Origin of the sequence: Streptomyces sp. TLI_146, from assembly GCF_002846415.1 — a bacterium.
GTDB lineage: Bacteria > Actinomycetota > Actinomycetes > Streptomycetales > Streptomycetaceae > Streptomyces.
This window is the reverse complement of record NZ_PJMX01000001.1, coordinates 398,081-419,123: the sequence shown is the minus strand read 5'-3', so window position 1 is coordinate 419,123 and position 21,043 is coordinate 398,081. Positions and strand designations below refer to the sequence as shown.

General features: G+C 69.5%; 19 protein-coding genes and 2 pseudogenes. 9 read left to right on the top strand and 12 right to left on the bottom strand.

Going from position 1 to position 21,043, the window contains the following annotated elements:
- Positions 1 to 9: 9 nt before the first annotated feature.
- The 3 genes from BX283_RS01955 to BX283_RS01945 form a co-directional block, all read right to left on the bottom strand.
- A complete protein-coding gene (locus tag BX283_RS01955; RefSeq protein ID WP_101385937.1) occupies positions 10 to 387 on the bottom strand; it encodes a hypothetical protein in 378 nt (125 codons plus the stop codon).
- Between the two features lie 474 nt (positions 388 to 861).
- Positions 862 to 1,587: a response regulator transcription factor gene (locus BX283_RS01950; RefSeq protein WP_101385936.1), complete on the bottom strand. Its 726-nt coding sequence runs from the start codon at positions 1,585 to 1,587 to the stop codon at positions 862 to 864.
- Positions 1,584 to 2,423, bottom strand: a complete 840-nt coding sequence (locus tag BX283_RS01945) for a sensor histidine kinase (RefSeq protein ID WP_257581735.1) — start codon at positions 2,421 to 2,423, stop codon at positions 1,584 to 1,586. Before BX283_RS01945 ends, BX283_RS01950 begins: the two co-directional genes overlap by 4 nt.
- Before the next feature lie 137 nt (positions 2,424 to 2,560).
- Here BX283_RS01945 and BX283_RS01940 point away from each other — a divergent pair, with 137 nt between their 5' ends.
- Together BX283_RS01940 and BX283_RS01935 are read left to right on the top strand one after the other, a co-directional pair.
- On the top strand, positions 2,561 to 3,271 hold the full coding sequence (locus BX283_RS01940) for an ABC transporter ATP-binding protein (protein WP_101385934.1): 711 nt from the start codon (positions 2,561 to 2,563) through the stop codon (positions 3,269 to 3,271).
- Entirely contained in the window at positions 3,268 to 5,580 is a 2,313-nt protein-coding gene (locus tag BX283_RS01935) for an ABC transporter permease (protein WP_101385933.1), read from the top strand. Before BX283_RS01940 ends, BX283_RS01935 begins: the two co-directional genes overlap by 4 nt.
- Positions 5,581 to 5,727: 147 nt before the next feature.
- Here the strand turns inward: BX283_RS01935 and BX283_RS01930 are convergent, their stop codons facing one another.
- Positions 5,728 to 6,093, bottom strand: a complete 366-nt coding sequence (locus tag BX283_RS01930; RefSeq protein WP_055568388.1) for a PH domain-containing protein — start codon at positions 6,091 to 6,093, stop codon at positions 5,728 to 5,730.
- A gap of 361 nt (positions 6,094 to 6,454) precedes the next feature.
- On the opposite strand from BX283_RS01930, the gene BX283_RS40405 reads away from it, so the two are divergent.
- From BX283_RS40405 to BX283_RS01915, 3 genes are all read left to right on the top strand, one after another.
- The gene (locus tag BX283_RS40405) at positions 6,455 to 6,622 is read left to right on the top strand and encodes a hypothetical protein (protein WP_180357012.1); all 168 of its coding nucleotides are present in this window, start codon (positions 6,455 to 6,457) and stop codon (positions 6,620 to 6,622) included.
- 255 nt (positions 6,623 to 6,877) lie between these two features.
- Positions 6,878 to 8,086 carry a caspase family protein gene (locus BX283_RS01925; RefSeq protein ID WP_101385932.1) on the top strand — a complete coding sequence of 403 codons (1,209 nt, stop codon included), beginning with the start codon at positions 6,878 to 6,880 and terminating at the stop codon, positions 8,084 to 8,086.
- 1,632 nt (positions 8,087 to 9,718) lie between these two features.
- Positions 9,719 to 10,894 (top strand): glycerophosphodiester phosphodiesterase, encoded by a 1,176-nt coding sequence (locus BX283_RS01915; RefSeq protein ID WP_101385931.1) that lies wholly within the window; start codon positions 9,719 to 9,721, stop codon positions 10,892 to 10,894.
- Between the two features lie 314 nt (positions 10,895 to 11,208).
- Here BX283_RS01915 and BX283_RS01910 read toward each other — a convergent pair whose 3' ends face one another.
- Both BX283_RS01910 and BX283_RS01900 read right to left on the bottom strand, forming a co-directional pair.
- Positions 11,209 to 11,679, bottom strand: coding sequence for a hypothetical protein (locus BX283_RS01910; protein ID WP_257581733.1), 471 nt, complete (start codon positions 11,677 to 11,679; stop codon positions 11,209 to 11,211).
- A 1,091-nt stretch (positions 11,680 to 12,770) separates the two neighbouring features.
- Positions 12,771 to 13,430, bottom strand: a complete 660-nt coding sequence (locus BX283_RS01900; protein ID WP_101385929.1) for a type III effector protein — start codon at positions 13,428 to 13,430, stop codon at positions 12,771 to 12,773.
- A 147-nt stretch (positions 13,431 to 13,577) separates the two neighbouring features.
- On the opposite strand from BX283_RS01900, the gene BX283_RS01895 reads away from it, so the two are divergent.
- The 3 genes from BX283_RS01895 to BX283_RS01885 all read left to right on the top strand — a co-directional run bounded on the left by BX283_RS01895 (position 13,578) and on the right by BX283_RS01885 (position 15,010).
- A complete protein-coding gene (locus BX283_RS01895) occupies positions 13,578 to 14,009 on the top strand; it encodes an Hsp20/alpha crystallin family protein (protein WP_101385928.1) in 432 nt (143 codons plus the stop codon).
- 96 nt (positions 14,010 to 14,105) lie between these two features.
- Positions 14,106 to 14,501, top strand: coding sequence for a DUF2267 domain-containing protein (locus BX283_RS01890; RefSeq protein ID WP_101385927.1), 396 nt, complete (start codon positions 14,106 to 14,108; stop codon positions 14,499 to 14,501).
- 71 nt (positions 14,502 to 14,572) lie between these two features.
- Positions 14,573 to 15,010 carry a DUF2267 domain-containing protein gene (locus tag BX283_RS01885; RefSeq protein ID WP_373979083.1) on the top strand — a complete coding sequence of 146 codons (438 nt, stop codon included), beginning with the start codon at positions 14,573 to 14,575 and terminating at the stop codon, positions 15,008 to 15,010.
- 439 nt (positions 15,011 to 15,449) lie between these two features.
- On the opposite strand, the gene BX283_RS01880 is transcribed toward BX283_RS01885, so the two are convergent.
- Positions 15,450 to 16,133 carry a GNAT family N-acetyltransferase gene (locus tag BX283_RS01880; protein WP_107503661.1) on the bottom strand — a complete coding sequence of 228 codons (684 nt, stop codon included), beginning with the start codon at positions 16,131 to 16,133 and terminating at the stop codon, positions 15,450 to 15,452.
- Between the two features lie 131 nt (positions 16,134 to 16,264).
- Between BX283_RS01880 and BX283_RS01875 the strand changes: the two are divergent.
- A pseudogene (locus tag BX283_RS01875) lies at positions 16,265 to 16,509 on the top strand (transposase family protein); the annotation flags it as partial.
- Between the two features lie 68 nt (positions 16,510 to 16,577).
- Here BX283_RS01875 and BX283_RS01870 read toward each other — a convergent pair.
- The 5 genes and pseudogenes from BX283_RS01870 to BX283_RS01850 all read right to left on the bottom strand — a co-directional run bounded on the left by BX283_RS01870 (position 16,578) and on the right by BX283_RS01850 (position 20,943).
- Positions 16,578 to 17,009, bottom strand: a complete 432-nt coding sequence (locus BX283_RS01870; protein WP_101385925.1) for a VOC family protein — start codon at positions 17,007 to 17,009, stop codon at positions 16,578 to 16,580.
- A gap of 95 nt (positions 17,010 to 17,104) precedes the next feature.
- Positions 17,105 to 17,418, bottom strand: a pseudogene (locus BX283_RS01865) (helix-turn-helix domain-containing protein); the annotation flags it as partial.
- Between the two features lie 400 nt (positions 17,419 to 17,818).
- On the bottom strand, positions 17,819 to 18,679 hold the full coding sequence (locus tag BX283_RS01860) for a DUF72 domain-containing protein (RefSeq protein WP_101385924.1): 861 nt from the start codon (positions 18,677 to 18,679) through the stop codon (positions 17,819 to 17,821).
- 454 nt (positions 18,680 to 19,133) lie between these two features.
- Entirely contained in the window at positions 19,134 to 19,796 is a 663-nt protein-coding gene (locus BX283_RS01855; protein ID WP_101385923.1) for a response regulator transcription factor, read from the bottom strand.
- Complete coding sequence (locus tag BX283_RS01850; RefSeq protein WP_101385922.1) at positions 19,771 to 20,943, bottom strand: sensor histidine kinase; 1,173 nt, start codon at positions 20,941 to 20,943, stop codon at positions 19,771 to 19,773. The genes BX283_RS01855 and BX283_RS01850 overlap by 26 nt, the downstream gene beginning before the upstream one ends.
- Positions 20,944 to 21,043 lie beyond the last annotated feature (100 nt).

The window sequence follows — 21,043 nt, the reverse complement described above, 5'->3', positions numbered from 1 at the left end:
AAGGACGACTCAGGAGGCGGACGGCTCGATCTCTCCCGCGAAGACGATGATCTGGTCGATGAGGCTCCGTCGCAGATGGACGACATCCGTTCCCGCCAGGCGGGGGCCTCCATCAGGCGTGGTGAAGACCCACTGGTACCGGGCCCATTCGTCAGGCATGTCCACCGCTGAGCAGCGCACCATCGTGCCGGTCCCCGCCGGGTGGCGCCGGATGTCCAGCACGAACCGCTCGACCGCCGCGATTCCTTCGCTGCGACCCAACGGTCCCCAGAAGACCACGTCTGAGGTCAGGGCCTGGGAGAGCAGGGAAGTCACATAGCTGTCGTCCGAGGCGTTGAAAGCGGAGATGAACGTGTCGATCGCGGAGCGTGCGGTCTCTTCCTGCATGCCCCAGTAATACCAGAGTGACAGCAGCCATTTCGCGTGTGCTCGTCCCCCAAGCCGCCTTCCGATCACGGTGAACCATGCTGGTCACAGCACTGGACAAGACCAAGATCGTGCTTAGTTGGCCGAAGCGGAAGAAGACAGCGGTCACGAACCCTGACCGCCGGTCGTTTGCGGCTGGCGGTCAGAGCCAGCGCGGTGGTGACCCCGGCGTCGGGCCCGTCGCGCACACCACGGGGCGGCCCTCCCGCAGAGTGCTGGGGGAACACCGCTGAACCGAGCTGGACGGCGGCCGCTGCGCGTGACGCGGGCGCCCGCTACGACGTTGCAGGTCACCACGAAGTAGGCGTCATCCGCGTGGCCCCGTCGAATGGGACTGCCGGTCAGCGGGCCGCATCCACGCTCCGCCGAAGCCACCGCCGAAGCTTCGTAGTCACCGCCGACCGCGCCGTGCCCCACGTAATCACCGCGCGACGCTCAATTTCGCCCCCATGGCTTGGCGGTGTCAGCGGACTCGCCCGGTGAGACGAGCCCTGTCTCGTAGGCGAGGACGACGGCCTGGGCCCGGTCGCGCAGGGTCAGCTTGGCGAAGATCCGGGCCACATGGGTCTTCACTGTCGCCTCACTGAGCGTCAGCTCCTGCGCCAGTTCGGTATTGGAAAGCCCCCGGCCCATCAGCGTCAGGACCTCGCGCTCGCGCGGCGTCAGCGCGGCCAGGTCCCGGTGGACGGCCGGGGCTGCGAGGCTTGAACCGGTTCTGGGGGCGCTGGGGGTGAAGCGCTCCACCAGGCGGCGGGTGATCGAGGGTGCGAGCAGGGCGTCACCGGTGTCGACCAGGCGTACGGCAGCGGCCAGATGCGCGGGGGTGACGTCCTTGAGCAGGAATCCGCTGGCCCCGGCGGCGAGGGCGGCGTAGACGTACTCGTCGAGATCGAAGGTGGTCAGCATGATCACACGGCAGCCCGGGGCCTGCGCGAGTATGCGGCGGGCGGCTTCCAGGCCGTCCATGACGGGCATCCGGATGTCCATCAGTACGACGTCGGGCGCAAGCCTCCGCACGGCGGCAACGGCCTCGGCCCCGTCGCAGGCCTCGCCCACCACGTCGACGCCGCGGGCGGTCAGGATCAGGCGGAAGCCGGTGCGTACCAGCTCCTGGTCGTCGGCGATCACGACGCGGGGGGCGCGCTCGGCGGGCGTCGTCATGGGCGGTCCAGCGGGATCCGGGCGCGGACGCGGTAGCCGCCGCCGAGGCGGCGGCGGGCGTCCAGGTCGCCGCCGTAGACGGCGACCCGCTCCCGCAGGCCGAGCAGCCCGCGTCCCGTTCCCTCGGCCCGGACCCGGCCGGGCTCCTTCTGCACGGATGCGCCGCCCGACAGGACGCTGGGTCCGCTGTTCAACACCTCGACGCGCAGGTAGTGGTCCGCGTACCGCACCGTCACCTCGGCTTTCGCCCCGTTCCCGTGTTTGAGCGCATTGGTCAGACCCTCCTGGATGATCCGGTAAGCGGTGACATCGATCCCGGTCGGCAGCGGGCGCGGCTCACCCGAGATCCGCATCTCCACGGGCAGGCCGGCAAAGGCGATCCGGTCGACCAGCGGGCCGAGCCGGCTCAGGCTCGGCTGCGGCGACAGGTCCACGTCGTAGGGGTCGTCCTCGCCGTTCTGCGCGGGCGCGAGCAGGCCGAGAAGGTGGCGCAGTTCGGTCATCGTGTTCCGGCCCGCGGTCTCGACCGCGCTCATCGCGGCCGCCGCCTCCGCGGGCATCGTGGCAAGGACCTCGCGGGCCGCCCCGGCCTGGACCACCATGAGGCTCACGTTGTGGCTGACGATGTCGTGGAGCTCGGCGGCGATCCTGGCCCGCTCGGCATCCACCGCGCTCCGCGTCGCGCTCTCGCGCTCCCGCTCCAGCAGCCAGCCGCGCTCCTCGATGGCCGCCCGGTGCCGCCGCCGCGCCCGCAGCGCCGCCACACCCAGCCACCCATCGGCGCCAACTGCCGCCACCAACGCGATGACCAGCCAGATCGTCCATGATTCCCCCACCTGATCATCTTCGCAGGTGTACGGCACGCTCCGCATCGGCCCCCGGACGCAGCCCCGTACATCCCCAGGATGACCTGCCCGGACGGATACATCCGGGGGGTGACGCCCCGTGATCGGCTCCGGCCTAAGTTCAAGCCATGACAACTGATCACGGCAGTGCCCGGCCCGTAGTGGTGCGGCTTGACGGCGTACACAAGGAGTACGGCGACGCGAAGGCCCTGGACGGCCTTTCGCTGGAGATCCGGACGGGCGACGCGGTCGCCGTGATGGGTCCCTCCGGCTGTGGCAAGTCCACTCTGCTCAACATGGTGGCCGGCCTGGACCGGCCGACCTCGGGCACGGTCGAGGTGCAGGGCCACGACCTCGGGAAACTGAACGAGACGGGCCTGGCGCTGTTCCGGCGACGGAACGTCGGCATGATCTTCCAGTTCTTCAACCTCATCGACGATCTGCCCGTCCTGGACAACGTGGCCCTGGCCGCGCAGCTGACCGGCACCCCGGCCCGGCAGGCACGCCGCCGCGCCCTGGAGCTCCTGGACGAGCTCGGAATCGCCGAGCGCCGGAACAACTATCCGGCGACGCTGAGCGGCGGCGAGCGCCAACGCGTCGCCGTGGCCCGGGCGTTGATGAACCGCCCGGCCCTGCTCCTTGCCGACGAGCCGACCGGCGCCCTCGACAGCCGGTCGGGCGAGCAGGTGATGGATCTGCTGATCGACCTCAACCAGATCGGCCAGACCCTGTTGATCGTCACCCACGACCCGCAGCTGGCCACCCGCTGTGCCAGCAGGCTGATCGAAGTCGCCGACGGCCGGGTCGCCCGCGAAAGCACGCTGGAGGTGGCCGCGTGAGCGCCGTATGGAGAGCCTCGCGAGCGGCCGTGAAGCGCCGTCGGCTCCAGACCTTCGTCATCGGACTCGTGGTGCTCTGCTCCACCACGACCGTCCTGCTCGCGCTGGCGCTGCTGGGCGCCGCGTCGAGCCCCTTCGACGAGGCGTTCGCCGAACAGCGCGGTGCCCATACGGTGGCGGCCTTCGACACCACGAAGGTCTCGCGGGAGCAACTGGCGCGGACCGCCCATCAGCCCGGGGTGGAAGCCGCGGCCGGACCGTTCGGGCAGGCCGTCGTCGACATCCCCAAGGACTGGCTCTGGATGGCGGGCGGCACCCTCACCGTGGTGGGCCGGGCCGACCCGGCGGGCCCCGTGGACCGGATCGAGTTGCTGGAGGGCCACTGGGCCACCGCTCCCGGTGAGATCGTCGTCAACTGGTCCGTCCAGGGCTCACCCGGCAGGGAACTCCTCGGCAGCACACTGGAGATACCCGGCGGTGCGAAACTGACCGTCGTCGGATTCGCCGCCAGCATGAGCAAGTCGGCGAGCGCCTGGGTCTCGCCCGAGCAGATGGCCGCACTGCACCCGGCCTCGGCCCAGATGCTCTACCGCTTCACCGACTCCTCCACGCAGGCCGAGTTGAGCGCTGCCCTGGCGCGGGCCACCAGCGGACTGCCCAAGGACTCGCTGACCGGCACACAGACCTACCTCACCCTCAAGCAGGCCTTCTCCGCGCTGGCCGACTCCTACCTCCCGTTCATGACGCTCTTCGGCGTCCTCGGCCTGCTGGTCTCCACCTTGATCGTAGGCAATGTGGTCAGCGGAGCGGTGGTCTCCGGCTACCGCCACATCGGGGTGCTCAAGGCCTTGGGCTTCACCCCCAACCAGGTCGTCGCCGTCTACCTGACCATGCTCTCCGTACCAGCGGTGGTGGGCTGCGTGCTGGGCACTCTGCTGGGCAACGCGCTGGCCGGGCCGATCCTGAAGGTCGCGTTCACCGGCATCGACGTGGGCCGGGCCTCGGTCGGCGACATCAGCCCGTGGGTGTCCGTGGCCTGCCTCGTGGGCATGCCCGCCCTGGTCCTGCTGGCCGCGCTGGTCCCCGCCCTGCGAGCCCACCGGCTGCCCGCCGCACGGGCCATCAGCGCGGGCGGCGCGCCGCGGACCGGGCGCGGGCTGCGCGTTCAGCGGTTGCTCGGCGCCACCCGGCTGCCGCGCCCGGTCAGCCTGGGCCTGGGCCAGCCCTTCGCCCGCCCCGCCCGCACCCTGCTGACCCTGGCGGCCATCGTCCTCGGAGTCACCACGGTGACCCTGGCGACCGGACTGACCAGCACCATGGTGGCGTACAGCGAGGTCGGCCGGGAGGACGGAGGCGCCAGGATCCACGTGAGGACCGGGGGATCGGGCGACGACCGGACCCCGCCCCGCCTCAGTGACACCCAGATCGAAAAGCAACTGCGCTCGCTGCCCGGCGCGCGGGGGGTACGGGCCCGCGCGCTGGCCCAGGCATACATGACCGGGCAGACCCAGCCCGTCTTCGCCGACTTCTACCGCGGAGACGACTCCCTGTACGACCACACCATCGTCAAGGGCCGGGCCCCGGCCGCGGCGGGCGAGATCGTGGCCGGGCCGGCGTTCCTGACCCAGCGCGGGCTGAAGCTCGGTGACCGGGTCACGCTGGGACTGAACGGCAGGAAGATCACCGCGACGGTCGTGGGTCAGCTCATCGAGGGCAACGCCCGGGCCCTGGAGGCCACGTGGGAAAGCCTTGCCCAGCTCGCCCCGGACGCCGCCCACGCCACCGAGTACACGGTACGGCTCGCTCCCGGCGCTGACGCTCGCGCCTACGCCGAGGCGGTCGAGGCGCTCGACCCAGGCCTGCGCGCGTCGGTGGCGGACTCGGCGAACGCCGGCACCACCACCGTCGTCACCTTCTCCACGGTGTTCACGGTGCTGCTGACCCTCGTCGCGTCGCTCGGTGTCTTCAACACCGTCCTGCTGAACACGCGCGAGCGGCGCCGGGACCTGGGCATGCTCAAGTCGATCGGGATGACCCCGCGGCAGGTGGTGGTGATGACGGTGACCTCGGTCGCCGGGCTGGGCGCGGTCGGCGGGCTGCTCGGCATCCCGCTCGGGATCGTGGCGCACCGCCTGGTCGTGGACCACGTCGGGGTAGTCGACTTCCCCCCGTACATGAAGGACGTGTGGCACGCGCCGCAGCTGGCCACGATGCTCCTGGCCGGTGTGGCGATCGCCGTCCTCGGTGCCCTGGTCCCGGCCAGGTCGGCGGCCCGGATGACCATCGCCTCGGTGCTGCACACCGAGTAGAGCAGCCACCCGTGAACAACGGATGCGCCACCATCGACCGATCAACCACGTCCCTCACAGCCCGAGTACGTCCCCCCGGCTACCACGTTCGAACTCGCAAGCCAGCGGGTTGCCGCACCGCGTGTTGCTCCCGCTGCGGCGGGGGCGTCAGCGGGCCACGAACTGCGTAAGGATCGCTTGCACCTCGTAGATGTCGACGCCCTTCGTGAAGGTCTTCTGCAGGGGCGTCGGGTTGCTGGAGATCCAGATCTTCAGCTCCGCGTCGAGGTCGAAGTGGCCGGCCGTCTCCACGGCGAAGTGAGTGATGCTGCGGTACGGCACCGAGTGATACTCGACCTTCTTGCCGGTGATCCCCTGCTTGTCGACCATGATCAGACGACGGTCGGTGAACAGCATGGTGTCACGTATGAGCGTGTACGCGGCGTGCACCTGCTCACCGTGGCCGAGCAGCCGCCCGTACTCGCTCTGCGCCTTCATCGGGTCGACGGTGTGCGCGTTTCCGAACAGTGCCATGTCAGGCCCCCCACTCGATGGATCTGTAGCCCCGCATCCTCGGTGAAATACGGGATCTTGCCACTGTATACGGTGGCGAGTGAAGGGAGTCGAATACCCTTGCGACTGTGGGGTCTTGGTGAGTATGCGGAAGTGTTCCGGGCCCGGCTCGCGCCGCCCGAGGGTGGCTGGTGCAGGCCTACTGCTGGCGTCGGCGTCGCCAGGTCGACCAGTGAGCCTCCGTAGGATTGCCCCTGAGGTTTGCTTCCCCGCACAGCCAGGGGCCTCGGGGGGTGTCGACGCCAGTGCCCGGCGCCGGCGCCAGCGCTGAGGCGCCCGGTGCTGCGCCGGGAGCGGACGCGGAGGGAGAGAGGGGGGTGCGGTGATCCCCGTACTCGACCTGTCCTTCAAGATCACAGACACGGAACTGAGAGTCACGAAGGAGTTCGCGGCTCTCCTCTCGCAGGCCCTGGGCGGAGTCGAGGCAGAGCCGGGCATGGTGTTCGCGCTGGGCTCGGCCGAGTTCGGGCTCAAGTCCGGCCTGCCGTAGAGAGGTAACAACGTCTGCGCGACGGAGTGTGGGGTTTGGGCGCCGGGCGGGCCGTCCGCGCCCCTGGCGCGCCAAGGCGGGTAGTGCTCGCAAACCTCCCCTCCGCTTCGGACCACGCGTAACCGCCACAAGAATGGCCGTACTTCCCGATCCGGCGTCCTCCTGGTGCCTACTGGTCGGTGTGCCCGCCCACAACGACAGTGACCTCACCGACCAACCGCGGTCGCGAACAATCTCAAGGGTCTGCGGGCGGCGTTGACGGACCCGGCAATCTGGGGTCTGCCTGAGGAGCAGTGCGTCGTTCTGCAGCCGTCGCACGCCGAGGAGGTACTTGATCAGGTCTACTCCCTCGTGGAGAAGACCAAGGACACCTTCGTGCTGTACTACGCGGGACACGGCCTACTCGACATGGACGGAAACGACAGGCTCCACCTGGCCATGCCCAAGTCCTCCAGCAGCAGGCCGTACCGGTCCCTCTCCTACAGCTCCGTCGTCAGCATCCTTCGGAATCCGCGGTCCGGTGCGGAGCGCAACATTGTCATCCTGGACTGCTGCTATAGCGGCGCGGCTTCGGCAGACGGGATGGGAGCAAAATCGTCGCCGCCCGAGGAAGCGCCCGTGGAAGGCATTTTCCTGCTGACCGCCACGAAGCGAAACGAGCAGGCACGCTCGCCCGGCGACCGGACCTTCACCGACTTTACCGCCGAGCTCCTGGCGCTCCTGTCGGATGGAATCCGGCAGGGCCCTCCGTTGCTGGACCTGGCGACCCTGCACGCCCACCTGTACACGAGGATGCGCCTACGCAACAAAACGCACCCGCAGCTGGTCGCCCCGAGCAGCGCCGCCCGGCTTGCTCTGGCGCGCAACTGCAAGTACAGGGAGCCGCTGCCCGGCACGGCACCGGAGCAGTCGGCGCGCGACGAGCAGCGGTTGGGCAAGGTCATCGGTGGGCTGGTCCTGATGGTCGCAGTTGCGGCCGTGGCCGTGGCCATCGCGGTGCTCGGAACCTTTATGGGCGAGGATGCGAAGGGTGGGAGGAGTTCAGAGTCCTCGCCCGCCGCCGACAGCATGCTGCGCGGTTCCAGGGGTAGCTTCACCGGCAATGTCGACCTGTCGGAGGAAGGCAGGATCGACTGGGTGCAGTGGGGTTACCTTCCCAAGGACCGTAATGTCACGGCCGAATTCTCCGGCGGGCCCGCAGAGTCAGAGTGCCGTCAGTACAACGTCTACTGCGTGACTCGCAGAGCGGACTCCTTCGTCATCGGGGACTACAGGGCACTCGGCACCGAGGCACCGGTCAGGCTTCACGCCAGCCGCCAGCCGGTGTCGTTTTCGTGGAGGGGAGGCGCCGCCCCGAACCAGTCGGCGAGCGAGGTCCGTTCCGTGGTCTACCAGGGCGGCCCAGGCGCAGGATTCCGCATCCTCGTACCGACGACCGCCAGGACCCGTGTGTTCCGCCTGTAGGTTTCCCACCGCCAGGGCGCGATCCGATTCTCCGCCTTCCTCAAGAACAGCGAATCACACGCCTACTCCGTCACCTCGGACACACGAACCGGCCCCCTCAACGAGAACTACTTCCAGGTGTACGAAATGGTCTTCCGCACCCCAGAACCCTCACTGTTGGAAGTCAACATCACACTCGAGAGGCAATACGGAGGTGGGAACGTCACCCTCATGGCAGCGACCCTGCGGTAGGCAGTGTCCGGTGGCGAGGTGGTCGTGCCCATGGGGTCAGGAGTTTCCGACTCCCAGCCGTCACTCAACGTGAGTGATGTAGCTGGCTGTACGTGGGGAGTTCACTGTCGCCGCTGTCATGGGGCTGCGTGGGGCGGTGATCCGACACTGCATCGCCGCGTGCCGTCAGCTGGGTGATGTCGACGGTCCCAGTGCCGATGTGAGGGCGGGGCCACGACGTCCGGCTTGAAGGAGGCGAACTTCTTCGGGAGTTCCTTCCAGGTGGGAGCGGCTATCTCACCGATGACGCCGCCGCCTCCCGCGGCGGCCATCGAGGCGAACTCGGCCCCGCCCGCTTTGATCGCGGCGCCCGGGGCTGGGGCCTGCGCCTCGTCGATGGAGTCGCCCATCCACAGCAGTTTGCGCGGCTTGGTGGCGTTGGCCGCGGTCCCGGCCGTGTGGCTCTGGTCGCCGGCCGGGGCGGGTGGGGGTGACGGTGTTCTTCATGTTTCTAGCGGAATCTTTCGGCGGGGTCGGGCGGTGGCTCGTCCTCGCTTCGTCACGAAGTGGGGAAAGGGCGGTCATGAGCGGCGTACGGCCTGCTCACGTGCGGGCATAGGGGCGCCGGGGCGTCGAGAGCGATGCCGGGGCGCGGTCAGCCGGCCTTCGGGAAGCTGAAGGCGTATCCCTGTTCGGTGAACCGGCGGGGTCCCATGTTCTGGCCATCACGCTCGCTGGCGTGCTGATCGTCTACCACGCTCTGTCGTGGGACCGCGTGCTCTGGCTGCTCCGACACTGACCCTGGGCGTGATCGCACGCTGTGAAGGCTTCTGAAAGCAACGCCGGTTCTCTGGCGGGGCAAACGTCGTCGCCCAGCCCGCGACGCAACGAGAATCCGCTACTGAGGATTTCGCTTCAAGGCGACGGCCGGTGAGGCTTTCGGATGGGATCGGATCGGAGCGGTTCCGGTTCTCCGACGGTCGATTCGATAAGGGCCGTTCGAGACGTGTTCGAGGCGGGTTGGCGTGGTCTCCGCGCAGGCGGGGGTGAAGCGAACCTTGTCGGGCATCACCGGCGAGCTCTGCCCACACGCGGCAACGCCTGGTCCGGGAGCCCTGTGGTGGCCGTCAGTATCGACGACGTACGCATGGCGGCAGGCGCGGCCCCATCGCGCCTGCCGCCATGATCTTGTGCTTGGTCGGCCCTGCGGTCACCGGGGCTGTGCGCAGAGCCGATGTGCGTTGCGTCCATAAGTCGCGGCCCTGCGTCTCCTGGGCATCAGCCGCCCATGTTTACGATCAAGGTGCTTTGAGGGACGTGTGAGGCGGTCTCCCGGAGCAGGTTGACGCACCGGAGATCTCTGAGAGGCCGAGATCTTCACTGGGCCGTGCGGACCGGACACAGAGTAAAAGGAGCGCAAGCATGCATAAACGGCAGGAGCCAGGGCGGCGGACGGTGCTGGGAGCCGCGGCCCTGGGCACCGGAGCGGTGGTACTGGCCGGAGCGGGACAGGCGAACGCGGTTGGTCCCAAGCCGTCGGACCGGGCTGCCCCGCCGGCAGCCTCCGGGGGGCTCGCGAGGCTGCCCGTACCGTTCGTCGTCGGCCACCGAGGTGCCAGCGGCTACCGCCCGGAGCACACCTTCGGTGCCTACCAACTCGCCCTCGACATGGGTGCGGACGTCATCGAAGCCGGTGACCTCGTCCCTACGAGGGACGGGCACCTGGTGTGCCGGCACGAGCCCGACATCTCCACCACCACTGACGTCGCCGACCATCACCAGTTTGCCGGACGCAAGACCACCAAGACCGTGGACGGCAAGAAAATCACCGGCTGGTTCACCGAGGACTTCACGCTCGCCGAGCTCAAGACTCTGCGGGCCAAGGAGCGTATCCCCCTCCTCCGCCAACACAACACCTTGTACAACGGCTACTGGGAGGTACCCACCTTCGAAGAGGTCCTTCAGTGGGCGGAGCGTGAGGGACGCCGCCGCGGGCGTCCCTTGTGGATCTGCCCCGAGATCAAGCACCCTACGTACTTCCGCAAACTGGGCCTGGGTATCGAGGAGCCGCTTGCCAAGCTGCTGCGCCGCTACGGCCGGCACACTGTGCACGCTCCGAACCTCGTGCAGTCCTTCGAGCCCAGCAGTCTTGAGCGGCTCAACGAGCTGGGTGTGCAGTGCCCGAAGGTCGTCCTGCTCGACGAGCCGTCCGTCAGACCCGCGGACTTCGTCGAGTCCGGGGACCCGCGGACCACGGCCGACCTTCTCAGGCCCAAGGGGCTCAAGTGGATCGCCGGCTTCGCCCAGGGCATTGGTCCCTCGCTGACGCAGATCATCACACAGGACGCCAAGGGCAGACTCGGCAAGCCCACCACGCTCGTCCGCGACGCACACGCCGCGGGACTGTTCCTCACCCCCTATACCTTGCGGAACGAGAACAGCTTCTTGCCGCTGGACTTCCGAGTCGGCAAGAACCCCGGCGACTACGGCAGGTCGCTCGCCTACTGCAAGGCGCTCTTCGCGACCGGCATCGACGGCCTGTTCTCCGACGACCCGGATACCGCGCTGCTGGCCGCCGAGGAATTCCGTCGGCACTGACCCGCCCGCCTCCGACCAGCGCCCGTATTCCATCCGCCCGAGCACTCCTGAGAGGGGGGAGCGGTCGCAGGCGCACACAGCGCCGCTGCGTCTCGTACGGGACTTGTGAAGGGTGAGGCGGAGTTGCCCGTGCCGACGTGCAGGCAGAGTTTGCCTACGCCGGTGCGCGCGGCGGTATCCGTCGCAGGCCGTCCCCTGTCAGGTCCGGGGCGCGCCGACGATTGTGTCGTAGGCGTTCCAGCCGCCCGGAGAGCCCCCGTCCTGCTGGTTGCGGAGGTGGAGGCGCGGGCGTTGGGTTGCGAGGTCTGGCAGCGTCAGGTCTGGCACTGCGAGGTCGTCGCGCTGGACCAGTTGGACCAGGCACCCCCGGCCGGCCTCACGTGGACGCGGATCGTGATTTTGACCGGGCCACAGATGCGGGTGGAGGTGGCGACGGCGATCGGGCCGATCGTGGAACGCCGCTCCACGAGGGTCCGGCCGCTGCCCATTTTCATCCAGTCGTCGCCGTCCCCCTGCACGTGGAGGTACGCCTCGTACTCGACCCATGAGGCGTGGGAGCGGGAGTTGGTGATGAGGGCATGGGCGGTGATGTCGCGCCAGAAGATCTTCCCGTCCTTCCAGCGTTCGGCGGAAATACAGCCCCGGGCGCCGATGTCCTGCGTCGACACCCCGCCGCCGCAGGCGACGGCAGCGGCGTGGGCCTGGGCGGGGAAGGCGAGCGCGGCCACGGCGGCTGCCGCGCCGAGGGCTCCCGTACGTTTCATGGTCCGGGCAGTTTTCGTCATGGGGGAACCGTATCCGCTCGTTCAATCGGTCGCCCCGGTATCCGGCACAGTCACGGTCTGGTCCTGGACGTCTTCGACCATCACGGCGAACTACCCCTGATCGAGGGAACGTTGATCCGGCTGAAGGTTCGATCATCGGTCGAAAGACCGGGACGCTCCACCGGTCCGGTCAAGGTCCTCGAATACCGGCGCCACCGCGGACGAGGTTGACCGTTGCTGTCAGGCTTTTCTCCGCCGCCGGGACAAGAACCAGCGCCCGATCACCGACTACCGCTGCCAGTCCTCGTACGTCCACGCGATCGGCGCGAGGTGCGGCCTCAAAGGCTGCAATCGGCGGGCGGGTAACGCCGCTGCCCCCGGAGGGAGATCGACCGCATCGGCGAGGCGGTCGGGCAGATTGCCGAGGGCGTGCGCATGTGGGCCGCCTTCCGTATCCTCGAGTTGCGCGCCCGGGTGGCGGCCCCGGCCCACATGCACCTTGCAGTCCACGCTCCACGCCGGGGTCGACGGGACAGGTGAACTGCGCGCCTCCGACGGTCAGTTCAGTGATCGCAGCGCGAAATCGGGCCCTGCGGTGGCTGGCGGACCACCGTCCGCGCGGCTCCAGCCGAGTCCTTCCGGTTCTAGGCGGGAACTCCCGCGAGCCGCCGGACCACGGAGGACGCCGCGCGAGGAGACGATGAGGGAGCCTCGTTCCTCGCGCCCACGGCGGCCGCCGTGGGACGCGCGGCGGCCGTCCACATCAGCAACGCGGACCTCGACGTGGGTTTGGGGAGTTCGCATCCTCTGTATCCCGTCGCCGGGCTTCCTCGTAAAGCCGACGGGGGTGAAGCCCGCGAGGGCGTGTACGAGGGGCGGATGCGCGACAGGCATGGTCGCCGGACGGCGTGATGGCGTGATGCGCGGTGACTGGGGCAGGTGGTGCTGGCGCCGACCGCGAGAACGCGCGCCCTCGACCTGAACGGTGGCGCCGCGGGTTCCGACGCCACCAACATCACCTGCGGCTGACCGGGATTGATTGCAGAGCAGGAGCCCCCGGGGGTGTGCGGAGCCCCCGCTGGGGCGCCTTGCCCAGGGGAGTGGTGTGTCGGTCAGTCGGGGGCGGTGTCTGTCGTCGTGGCGGGCCCGGCCAGGGGGTCGAGCCGGGCGGCGAGGTCGGGGTGGGTGGTGGCCAGAGGGGTGCGAGTGGCGTTCAGCGGACGGATGAGGGCTGCGGGGTCGTCCTGGGCGAGGGCGGCGTGGAGCTGGCGGAGCGGGAGGCGGGCGGCGGTGTGCAGGTCGGTAAGGGCGGTGATCTGGCCGGCGAGGCGGCGCAGGTCGGCGGCATGATCGCGGGCCCAGGCGGCAGCGACGCGGTCAGCTGCGCGGCGTTCGCGGGTGGCCTGGATACGCTGTTCGCCGGTGCTCCCGGCGAGGCCGGGACGGTTGCGCAGATAGCGGCGTTCGGCGGCCTGACGGCTGGCGACGCCGAGGGGCTGGGCGAGGTCGGCCCAGCTGGCGCCGGCGTGGCGGGCCGTATCGATCAGCCCCGTCTCCCATCCGGCGAGCTGCTCGCGAACCTGTCGCAGCAGCAGCAAGGAGGCCAGCGCCTGCTCGGGGTCTACGCCGGGCGCGTCGGGGGCCTCGGGGGCGTCGTGGCGGGCGGTGCGCAGGGCGTCGTCTATGGATCGAAGGGCCGCGGCGGCGGCAAGGAACGACGCCGGTCCCTGGGCGTCCGTGCTGGACGAGTCGGGGTGACGGGCTGCTGTCATGGGCACCGCCCTCGAATTGTCATCCTTAGGATGACATAATGTTTGTCATCTATTGGACGACATGTTACAACGGTTTTGTGAGGCGCATTGGCAGCCACAGCTACTGCCGTGACCGCTACTGCCGTGACCGTCTGGAGGTGTTTCACCATGTTGATGCGCACTGACCCCTTCCGTGAGCTCGACCGGCTGACCCAGCAGCTGATGAGCCCCGGAACCTGGTCGAAGCCGTCCGCGATGGCGATGGATGCCTACCGCGAGGGCGAGGAGTACGTGGTGGCCTTCGACCTTCCCGGTGTCAGTACGGACGCGATCGATATCGACGTCGAACGCAACATGCTGACCGTCAAGGCCGAGCGCCGCCCCGCTGTGAAGTCCGACAACGTGCAGATGGAACTCTCTGAGCGGCCGCTGGGCGTGTTCTCCCGCCAGATCGTGCTGGCCGACACCCTGGACACCGAGCACATCCAGGCCGACTACGACGCCGGGGTGCTCACCCTGCGCATCCCGATCGCTGAGCGCGCCAAGCCCCGCAAGATCAGCATCGGCGGGGAATCTGCCCGCAAGGAGATCTCCGGCTGAGCCGGACGACACCCCTGGCGGCGGAGGACAGGTGCATGGTCTTGGCCTCGCCCGTTCTGCGCAGCCCCGTGGGACCGCACCAGGAAGGCGGCGGACATGACCTTGCGCTGGGAAGCGTTCCTCGATGATGTGGTGGAGCGCGGCCAATACCGGATGCGGGCCGAAGCGGAGCGTGCGGCCCGGGTGGTGCTCGCCCTGCTGGGCGCGCATTTGGTCGGAGAGGTGCGTGCCAAGCTGGCGGCGCGCCTGCCGGAAGGCTTCGCGCTGATCCTCCTCAACCCGCTGCAGAGCGCCGAACCGCTCTCCCCGGAGCGGTTCGTGCGCGCGACGGCGGCCTGGATCGAAGGGGCCACCGAAAAAACCGCGGCCTGGGATGTCAGCGCCGTCCTCAGCACGGTCGCCGACGCAGCCGGCGACGACCTGCTGGGGCAGATCCTGCTCCAGCTCCCCGCTGGCTACGACCTGCTCTTCGGCCGCCCCCAGCCCACCTGACAACCACACACCCTGCGCTCTCCGGGCCCCGCGGCTGTCAGCGACCGCGACGAGAGAAAGGCACTCGCCCCATGATGCGCGACCACCGGGCTCCGTGGCAGCGCGTGCCCGCGATGACGTACGAGCAGCTGCTGGAGACAGTCCGCTACGAAGGTGCCTACCCCACCCGGGAACGGGCCGAGGAAGCCCTCCGCCTGGTCCTTTCCGGACTCGGACGCCAGCTGACGGGCGACGAACGCGTCGAACTGGCTGCCCGCCTGCCCTTTGAGGCGGCACGCATCCTCACCGCACAGATCCCCGCCACCCAGCCCCTGACCGGCTGGGCCTTCGTCAAAGACCTCGCTGCCCGCGCCGGCACCGCTGCGGGCACCACCCGCTGGGACACCGGCTCCGTCCTCCATGCCGTCGCAGCCTTGGCCGGCCCCGAGCTCATCACCCGCATCCTGCGCCAACTCCCCTCCGGCTACGCCCTGCTGTTCGGCCGCGCCGAACTCACCCAAGCCGCATAGGCAGCCGTGGCCGCCGGCACCGCAACCGTGAGGCCCGGAACGCCTGCACGGGTCGCACAGGCCGTAGGGAATTCGTGCGGCCGACGATGGATACAACCGTCAACCCGTTCCTGCGCCAACCGTCGACTGGTTCAACGTTACTCATGGGCTGCGGCAGCGCAGGCAAGCCCGGGCGTTCCCCACAGCATCGCCGTCACGGCATGCCGCTCCGGACGGACTGAGGGACAGGACGCACCGGCACTCGGGCCGCGCCGTGGCCGTACGGCTGTCGGCGTACTCGTCCAGGCTCAGTACCGAGGCGAGTTCCAGAGGGAGCCCGTCGCCTCGGAGGATTGACCGAGCCCCGACGGTCGGGCTGACGCCCGAACCAGCCATCTTCGTGGTGAAATCCGCAGGAGCGCGCCGTGCATACGGGCAGATCGGCTGGTGTGAGCCAGCCCTACCGGTTGGAGGGAACCACCGGTCCCCGGGCGATCAGGACGTCGGCTTCGTGGCGCCAGCCGAGGGCGGAGTAGAGGCGTTGGCCTTCCTCACTGGCGATGAGGAGACCGGTACGGGCGCCCTGGGCCACGGCGGTCTCCGCCAGAGCGCTCATCATGGCGCGCCCGAGGCCGCGTCGACGGTGCGCCGCGTCCGTCTCGATGCGATCGGCGATCGCATCGGCGCCGACCACGGCGACGGTGCCGCGCGCCGCCACCCCTCCGGAGGAGTCATGGAGGGAGACGACTGTGACTGGTCCCTCCGTGCGGACCTCGCGCTCGTACGGCGCGGCTGGCGCGTGCTGCGGGTGCTCGGTCAGATCGGTCGTCATGAACCACTCGGACCGGTGGAGCAACTCCAGTCCGGCGGCGCCGACGACGGCTTCGACGGTTTCGGGGCGCAGCGTAGGTACGGTGAGCCAGGTGGTCTGCCTTGCGGCGGCGACGGCTGTCGCCAGCCGTGCCAAGGACTCGGGCTCCTCGTCCGCACGCAGCGCGAACACCTCGACCTCGCGGCCGGGTTGGTCGCACTTGGACCGCAGGCCGTCGCCGGTGGACCCGACCGGCTCGGCCTCGGGCAGGCAGCGAGCCACGGTCCAGCCGTTCAGCCAACGCCGTATCAGCTCTGATTCGATCTTCGTCATGCGGCGATTAGAGCATGACCGCAACCAGTGGACGGGCGCATAGCCATCCCCCCGTCATTCGCCGCCGCCAGGCGACGCCGCCCCTCCATTTGTTGGTCGGTCTGAAACCGGTGTAGGTGGCAGGGGGCAGGATGGCCGACGGCGGCTATCCGGGCAGTGGCCTCCTCACGCCCCACCGCCGCACCCTGGGCGAAGAGTTGCCGGGCTGGAAGCGCGAGCACTCTCGCTCGCACCAACAGGTCCGGGCCCGCGTCGAGCACGTCTTCGCCCGCATGAAGACCTGGAAGATCCTCCGCGACCCCGTCTCCAGGGCGACGGCGCCCGACACGCCATGCTCGGCATCGCCCTACTGCGCAGCCTCGCTCTCACGGGATAGCTCCCGCCGCAGGTGGGCCTGAGAGGCCCCCGGGAGACGGCTCCCCCCCTCGCAGTCTCGGAGGAGAATCAGTCGAGGCAGAACTCGTTGCCCTCGATGTCCTGCATCGTGATGCACGACTCGTTGACGCCGTCGGCGCGCTGCGTCAGCACGTGTTTCGCGCCGAGCGCCATCAGTCGTGCGCATTCGGCCTCGAGTGTGGCCAGGCGCTCCTCACCCACGAGGCCGGTGGCCACCCGCACATCGAGATGCACCCGGTTCTTGACGACCTTGCCTTCGGGAACTCGCTGGAAGAGCACACGCGGGCCCACACCCGAGGGATCAGTGCACGCGAAGTAGATCTCATCCTCAGGAGGCAGCGAGCGGTGGTACTCCTCCCACGTGGCAAAGCCCTCCGGGACTGCTGGTACGACGTACCCCAGCACCTCGCACCAGAAGGCGGCCAGGCGCGCAGGTTCCGCGCAGTCGAAGGTCACTTGGAACTGCTTGATCATGGACATCGGCGCACGATAACAGGGGCGCTGTTCATCTCCCCGGGCGGGTGGATCCATACGTAGCCGGGAGGACGGCCTCGAACCGACAAGGTTGACGGGGGGGGGGCTCGGCTGACCGTCGGTGCCCGGTCGTAGCGGCGCAGCTCCCGCAGGATAGAGGTCGCGGCGACCTGCCACTGGTTCTCGTCGGGAGAGCTGGTGTAGGGGCGGCCGATCAGGTCGTTGGGGTGTACGTGGAGTTCGGCCGCCAGCAGGGTCAGTACGCCGACCGGTCCAGTTCGATGAGGCCGTGTTCCATCTTGGAGACCCAGCCCTGCGATTTGCCCAGGGCGGCGGCAAGGTCGGCCTGGGGCATGCCCAGGCGCAGGCGGGCACGCCGAGCCCGGCGGCCGATCTCCTCGGCTTCTTCCAGCATCAACTCGCCCCCGACCTGTTGAGGGGCCGGATCGGCTCAAGCGTTCGGCAGGGCATGGTGCCTCCGTCCGTTCAGGCGTCTCCCCCCAGAACGGTACCCAAGCCAGCCCAACGGCGAGGTGGCTCCGACAAGGCCGATGCCCCCCCGCTGGGCGACGCGTAGTGCTCGGCGGTCAGCGGCTGCCGTGTCCCCGTGCCCAGCTGGGCTGCTGCGCAGGAAGCGGCTGACGCGGGGCCGCGAGGTCCGTTCGGGTGCCCCGGGCCGTCCGGTATCGGGCGGCTCGTGCTCGGACGGCCGGAGTGGACTGCTGGGTGAGGCGTTGAATGCGCCAGGTGAGCGCGCCCGCAGGGGAGGAGGGGTAACCGCCGCTCGGTACCGACAGTGCCCGTGTGCGCGGCCTCTACCGCGCTGCCAGTAGCTCTGCCATCGTCTCGGCCGCCCGGACCGCCGCGTCGCCGCAGCAGTTGTTGAACAGCGCGTGCACGTGGGCGCTGGCACGGGCGAGTGCCCGCAGGCGTGGGACCCAGGGTTTGAGTTCCTCGGCTGTGTACTGGTGGCGGTAGCGCTCCTCCTTCGAGCCGGTGCCCCAGGCAAGGCTGCGGCCGTGGAACCGTACGACGGACAGGTGTGGCGAGGTGGCCTCGGCGACAGCGGGCATCCCCGGTGCGTCCACACCCACGAGGGGGATGTGAAGCTCCGACAGAAAGCGCAGGGTGTCGTCGAGTTGGCCGTCGCTGAGCCAGTCGGGGTGCCGGAACTCGACGGTGATCGGCACTTCGGCTCTCGCCCGGCACTCCTCGATGCGTGCCCTCGCCTCTGCGCCGGGGCGGAACCACGGCGGGAACTGGAACAGCGCACTGCCGAGCCGCCCGGCGGCGCGCAACGGCTCGATGCCCGCGTGGAAGCGGGCCCACAATTCGTCGAGTGTGGCTCTGGGTAGCTTGTTGGGGTGCAGCCGTGCGTTGGCGGGCCCGGTCGGCCGTAGTTCGGGCGGAAGCGCGCGGGCGGGGAACGGGTGGCCCGTGAGGGCTGCGAATGCCTTGACGTCGAAGGTGAAGCCGGTGGGTGTGCGCGCGGCCCACAGGCGGGAATTGTGGGCGCTGGGCAGGGCGTAGTACGTGGAGTCGACCTCCACCACGGGAAACCGCGAGGCGTAGTGACGCAGCCGACCCTCGGTGTCGCGGGAGCCGGGCGGATACCAGCCGGAGGACGCGAGCTCCGGGCTGGTCCAGGAACAGGAACCCACCAGGATTGCGGTCATGAGCGGGGGAGTGGCATGGATGCCTCCACGGGCAGACACGCGCCGGGTGCGCTGGTGGCGGTCCGGGGGCGCGGCCCCGAACGCGGTGACCCACCCCCAGTACCCCCAAATGCCGGGGGACTCTCGTCCTCAGCGATGCGCCGTGTGTGTGGGGCGCAACCGAGCCGGGGCCTGGCTGAGGCGGACCAGTTGTTCGAAGTCGTCGACCACTGCCCCCTCAGCACATGGGGTGGTCCTGGTGAGGTCTTTGATCCAGGTCATTGAGGCGTGCAGGTGGAGACGGGGCGAGGTTGCTGTCGGGAATTTTGTCGTATCGGGGTGTCTCACCGTCCCAGTTCCCGCCTCGTGGTGCGTCACGCTCTGGGGCGGGTGAGGCGCGTGGAGCCGACGTGAGCCGATCGGTGCACGGTTGTCCGGGCCGAGGCTGGCTCATGGGACGTGGCCCGGACCCGGTTCAGGTTCCGGGGAGGATACGGCGCGTTTCGTAGGCCCACATCGCGATCTCGACCCGGTTGCGGGCGCCGAGTTTGGCCATCAGGCTGGCCAGATGCGTCTTCACCGTGCTGAGGCTGATGTGCAGTGCGTCGGCGACCTCGGTGTTGGTCAGCCCGCGAGCGACGGCGAGGAGCACCTGCTCCTCGCGGGCGGTGACGGGGGAGACCGGCTGGGCCATGCGCCGGCCGGCGGGCAGGTCCGCGAATGTCTGCAGCAGGCGGACGGTGACGCTGGGCGCGATGAGGGCCTCACCGTCGGACGCCGACCGTACGGCCTGTGCCAGAAGGTCGGGTCCCGTGTCCTTGAGGAGGAATCCGCGGGCGCCGGCACGCAGTGAGCCGTAGACGTACTCGTCGAGGTCGAACGTGGTGATGACGACCACGGCCAGCGGGTCGGTGACGCCCGGGCCGGCGATCAGCCGGGTGGCTTCGAGTCCGTCGAGTATGGGCATGCGGATGTCGAACAGGCAGACGTCGGGGCGTAGTTCGCGGGCCAGACGTACCGCTTCCCGCCCGTCGGCGGCCTCGCCGACCACCTCGATGCCGGGCTGGGCGTTGAGTATGATCCGCAACCCGGTGCGGATGATCGTCTGGTCGTCAGCGACGAGGACGCGAATGGACACCGTTCTCGCTCCTCGCTCTCGGCAGTTCGGCTTCGACATGCCAGCCTCGGTCAGTATCCGGGCCGGCTTGTAGTGTGCCGCCGAGCAGGGTCGCGCGCTCGCGCAGTCCGGTAAGTCCGTATCCGTCGCGACCGCGGCCGGTGCGTCGGCCGTTGTCGCGCACGCTCACTCGTACCGTGTGCCGTTCCGCGGCGACCCGGACGACGAGCTCGGTCGCGTCGACCGCATGGCGCAGCGCGTTGGTCACCGACTCCTGCACGATCCGGTAGACGGCCGCGTCCACGGCCGGGGGCAGCGCGTCCAGTTCGCCGTCGAGCCCCAGGTCGACCTTGAGGCGACCGCCCGGGGTGCGCACCAGGCACTCCAGATCCGCGACTCCGGCGGGGGGCGCCAGTTCGGCGCCGATCCCGCGGTCGCGCAGCGCGGCGACCATGGCGCGCATTTCCTCCAGTGTGCGCGCCCCTTCCTCCTCGACCCCCTCCAGTGCCTCGACGGCGGCGGACGGGTCGGCGCCCGCGAGCACCCGGCCCGCCTGGGCGATGATCACCATGGCCGACACGTGGTGGGCCACCGTGTCGTGCAGTTCCCGGGCGAGCTGCTCGCGCTCGCGGGAGCGCACCTGCTCCAACTGCCGCTCGCGAGCGGTCACCCGGAACCGTACGGCAGCCCCGACCACGCCGGGCAGCAGCAGGAAGACGAAGCCCACGACCTTTTCGACGACCGGGTTCTCGTCCGTGACGACACACAGCGCATCCGCCGCGAGGATCACCGCGCTGCCCAGCACGATCTCGCGTCCCGATCCCCACCGGGGCAGCGCGTACACGAGCACGAGCACGAGGGCGCCGGTGTACAGGCCGACGGGCTCGCGCGGCCCGGCGACGAGCGAGGCCACCTGGAGCAGGATCACCGCGCCGAACCCCAGGGTGACCGTCGCCAGCGGGCGGGTCCGGCGCCACAGGGGCAGCAGGCACAGCCATACGGCGAACACCACCGCCACCGGCCGCCACACGACGTTCTCGCGCAGGGTGGCCTCCAGTGCCACACCGGCAAGGCCCGCGGCGAGCAGCGCCCAGTCCCGCCGCACGCGGGCGGGTGCGGCGGGCGGCCGGGGTTCGGTCCACAGGGTTCGCAGGTCGTCTCGGAGCACGGTTCTCAGCCTAGGGGCCGCGGCGTGCCGCGCATCGGCCGAAAGGACGGGTCCTCACTCCGCCCCGGGGCCGACGGATCGGCGGCCTGCGGGCCGATGT

Coding starts and splice junctions, on each gene's coding strand:
- BX283_RS01955 (WP_101385937.1), bottom strand. CDS start 387: ATGCAGGAAGAGACCGCACGCTCCGCGATCGACACGTTCATCTCCGCT.
- BX283_RS01950 (WP_101385936.1), bottom strand. CDS start 1,587: ATGACGACGCCCGCCGAGCGCGCCCCCCGCGTCGTGATCGCCGACGAC.
- BX283_RS01940 (WP_101385934.1), top strand. CDS start 2,561: ATGACAACTGATCACGGCAGTGCCCGGCCCGTAGTGGTGCGGCTTGAC.
- BX283_RS01930 (WP_055568388.1), bottom strand. CDS start 6,093: ATGGCACTGTTCGGAAACGCGCACACCGTCGACCCGATGAAGGCGCAG.
- BX283_RS01915 (WP_101385931.1), top strand. CDS start 9,719: ATGCATAAACGGCAGGAGCCAGGGCGGCGGACGGTGCTGGGAGCCGCG.
- BX283_RS01910 (WP_257581733.1), bottom strand. CDS start 11,679: ATGACGAAAACTGCCCGGACCATGAAACGTACGGGAGCCCTCGGCGCG.
- BX283_RS01900 (WP_101385929.1), bottom strand. CDS start 13,430: ATGACAGCAGCCCGTCACCCCGACTCGTCCAGCACGGACGCCCAGGGA.
- BX283_RS01895 (WP_101385928.1), top strand. CDS start 13,578: ATGTTGATGCGCACTGACCCCTTCCGTGAGCTCGACCGGCTGACCCAG.
- BX283_RS01890 (WP_101385927.1), top strand. CDS start 14,106: ATGACCTTGCGCTGGGAAGCGTTCCTCGATGATGTGGTGGAGCGCGGC.
- BX283_RS01885 (WP_373979083.1), top strand. CDS start 14,573: ATGATGCGCGACCACCGGGCTCCGTGGCAGCGCGTGCCCGCGATGACG.
- BX283_RS01880 (WP_107503661.1), bottom strand. CDS start 16,133: ATGACGAAGATCGAATCAGAGCTGATACGGCGTTGGCTGAACGGCTGG.
- BX283_RS01870 (WP_101385925.1), bottom strand. CDS start 17,009: ATGTCCATGATCAAGCAGTTCCAAGTGACCTTCGACTGCGCGGAACCT.
- BX283_RS01860 (WP_101385924.1), bottom strand. CDS start 18,679: ATGACCGCAATCCTGGTGGGTTCCTGTTCCTGGACCAGCCCGGAGCTC.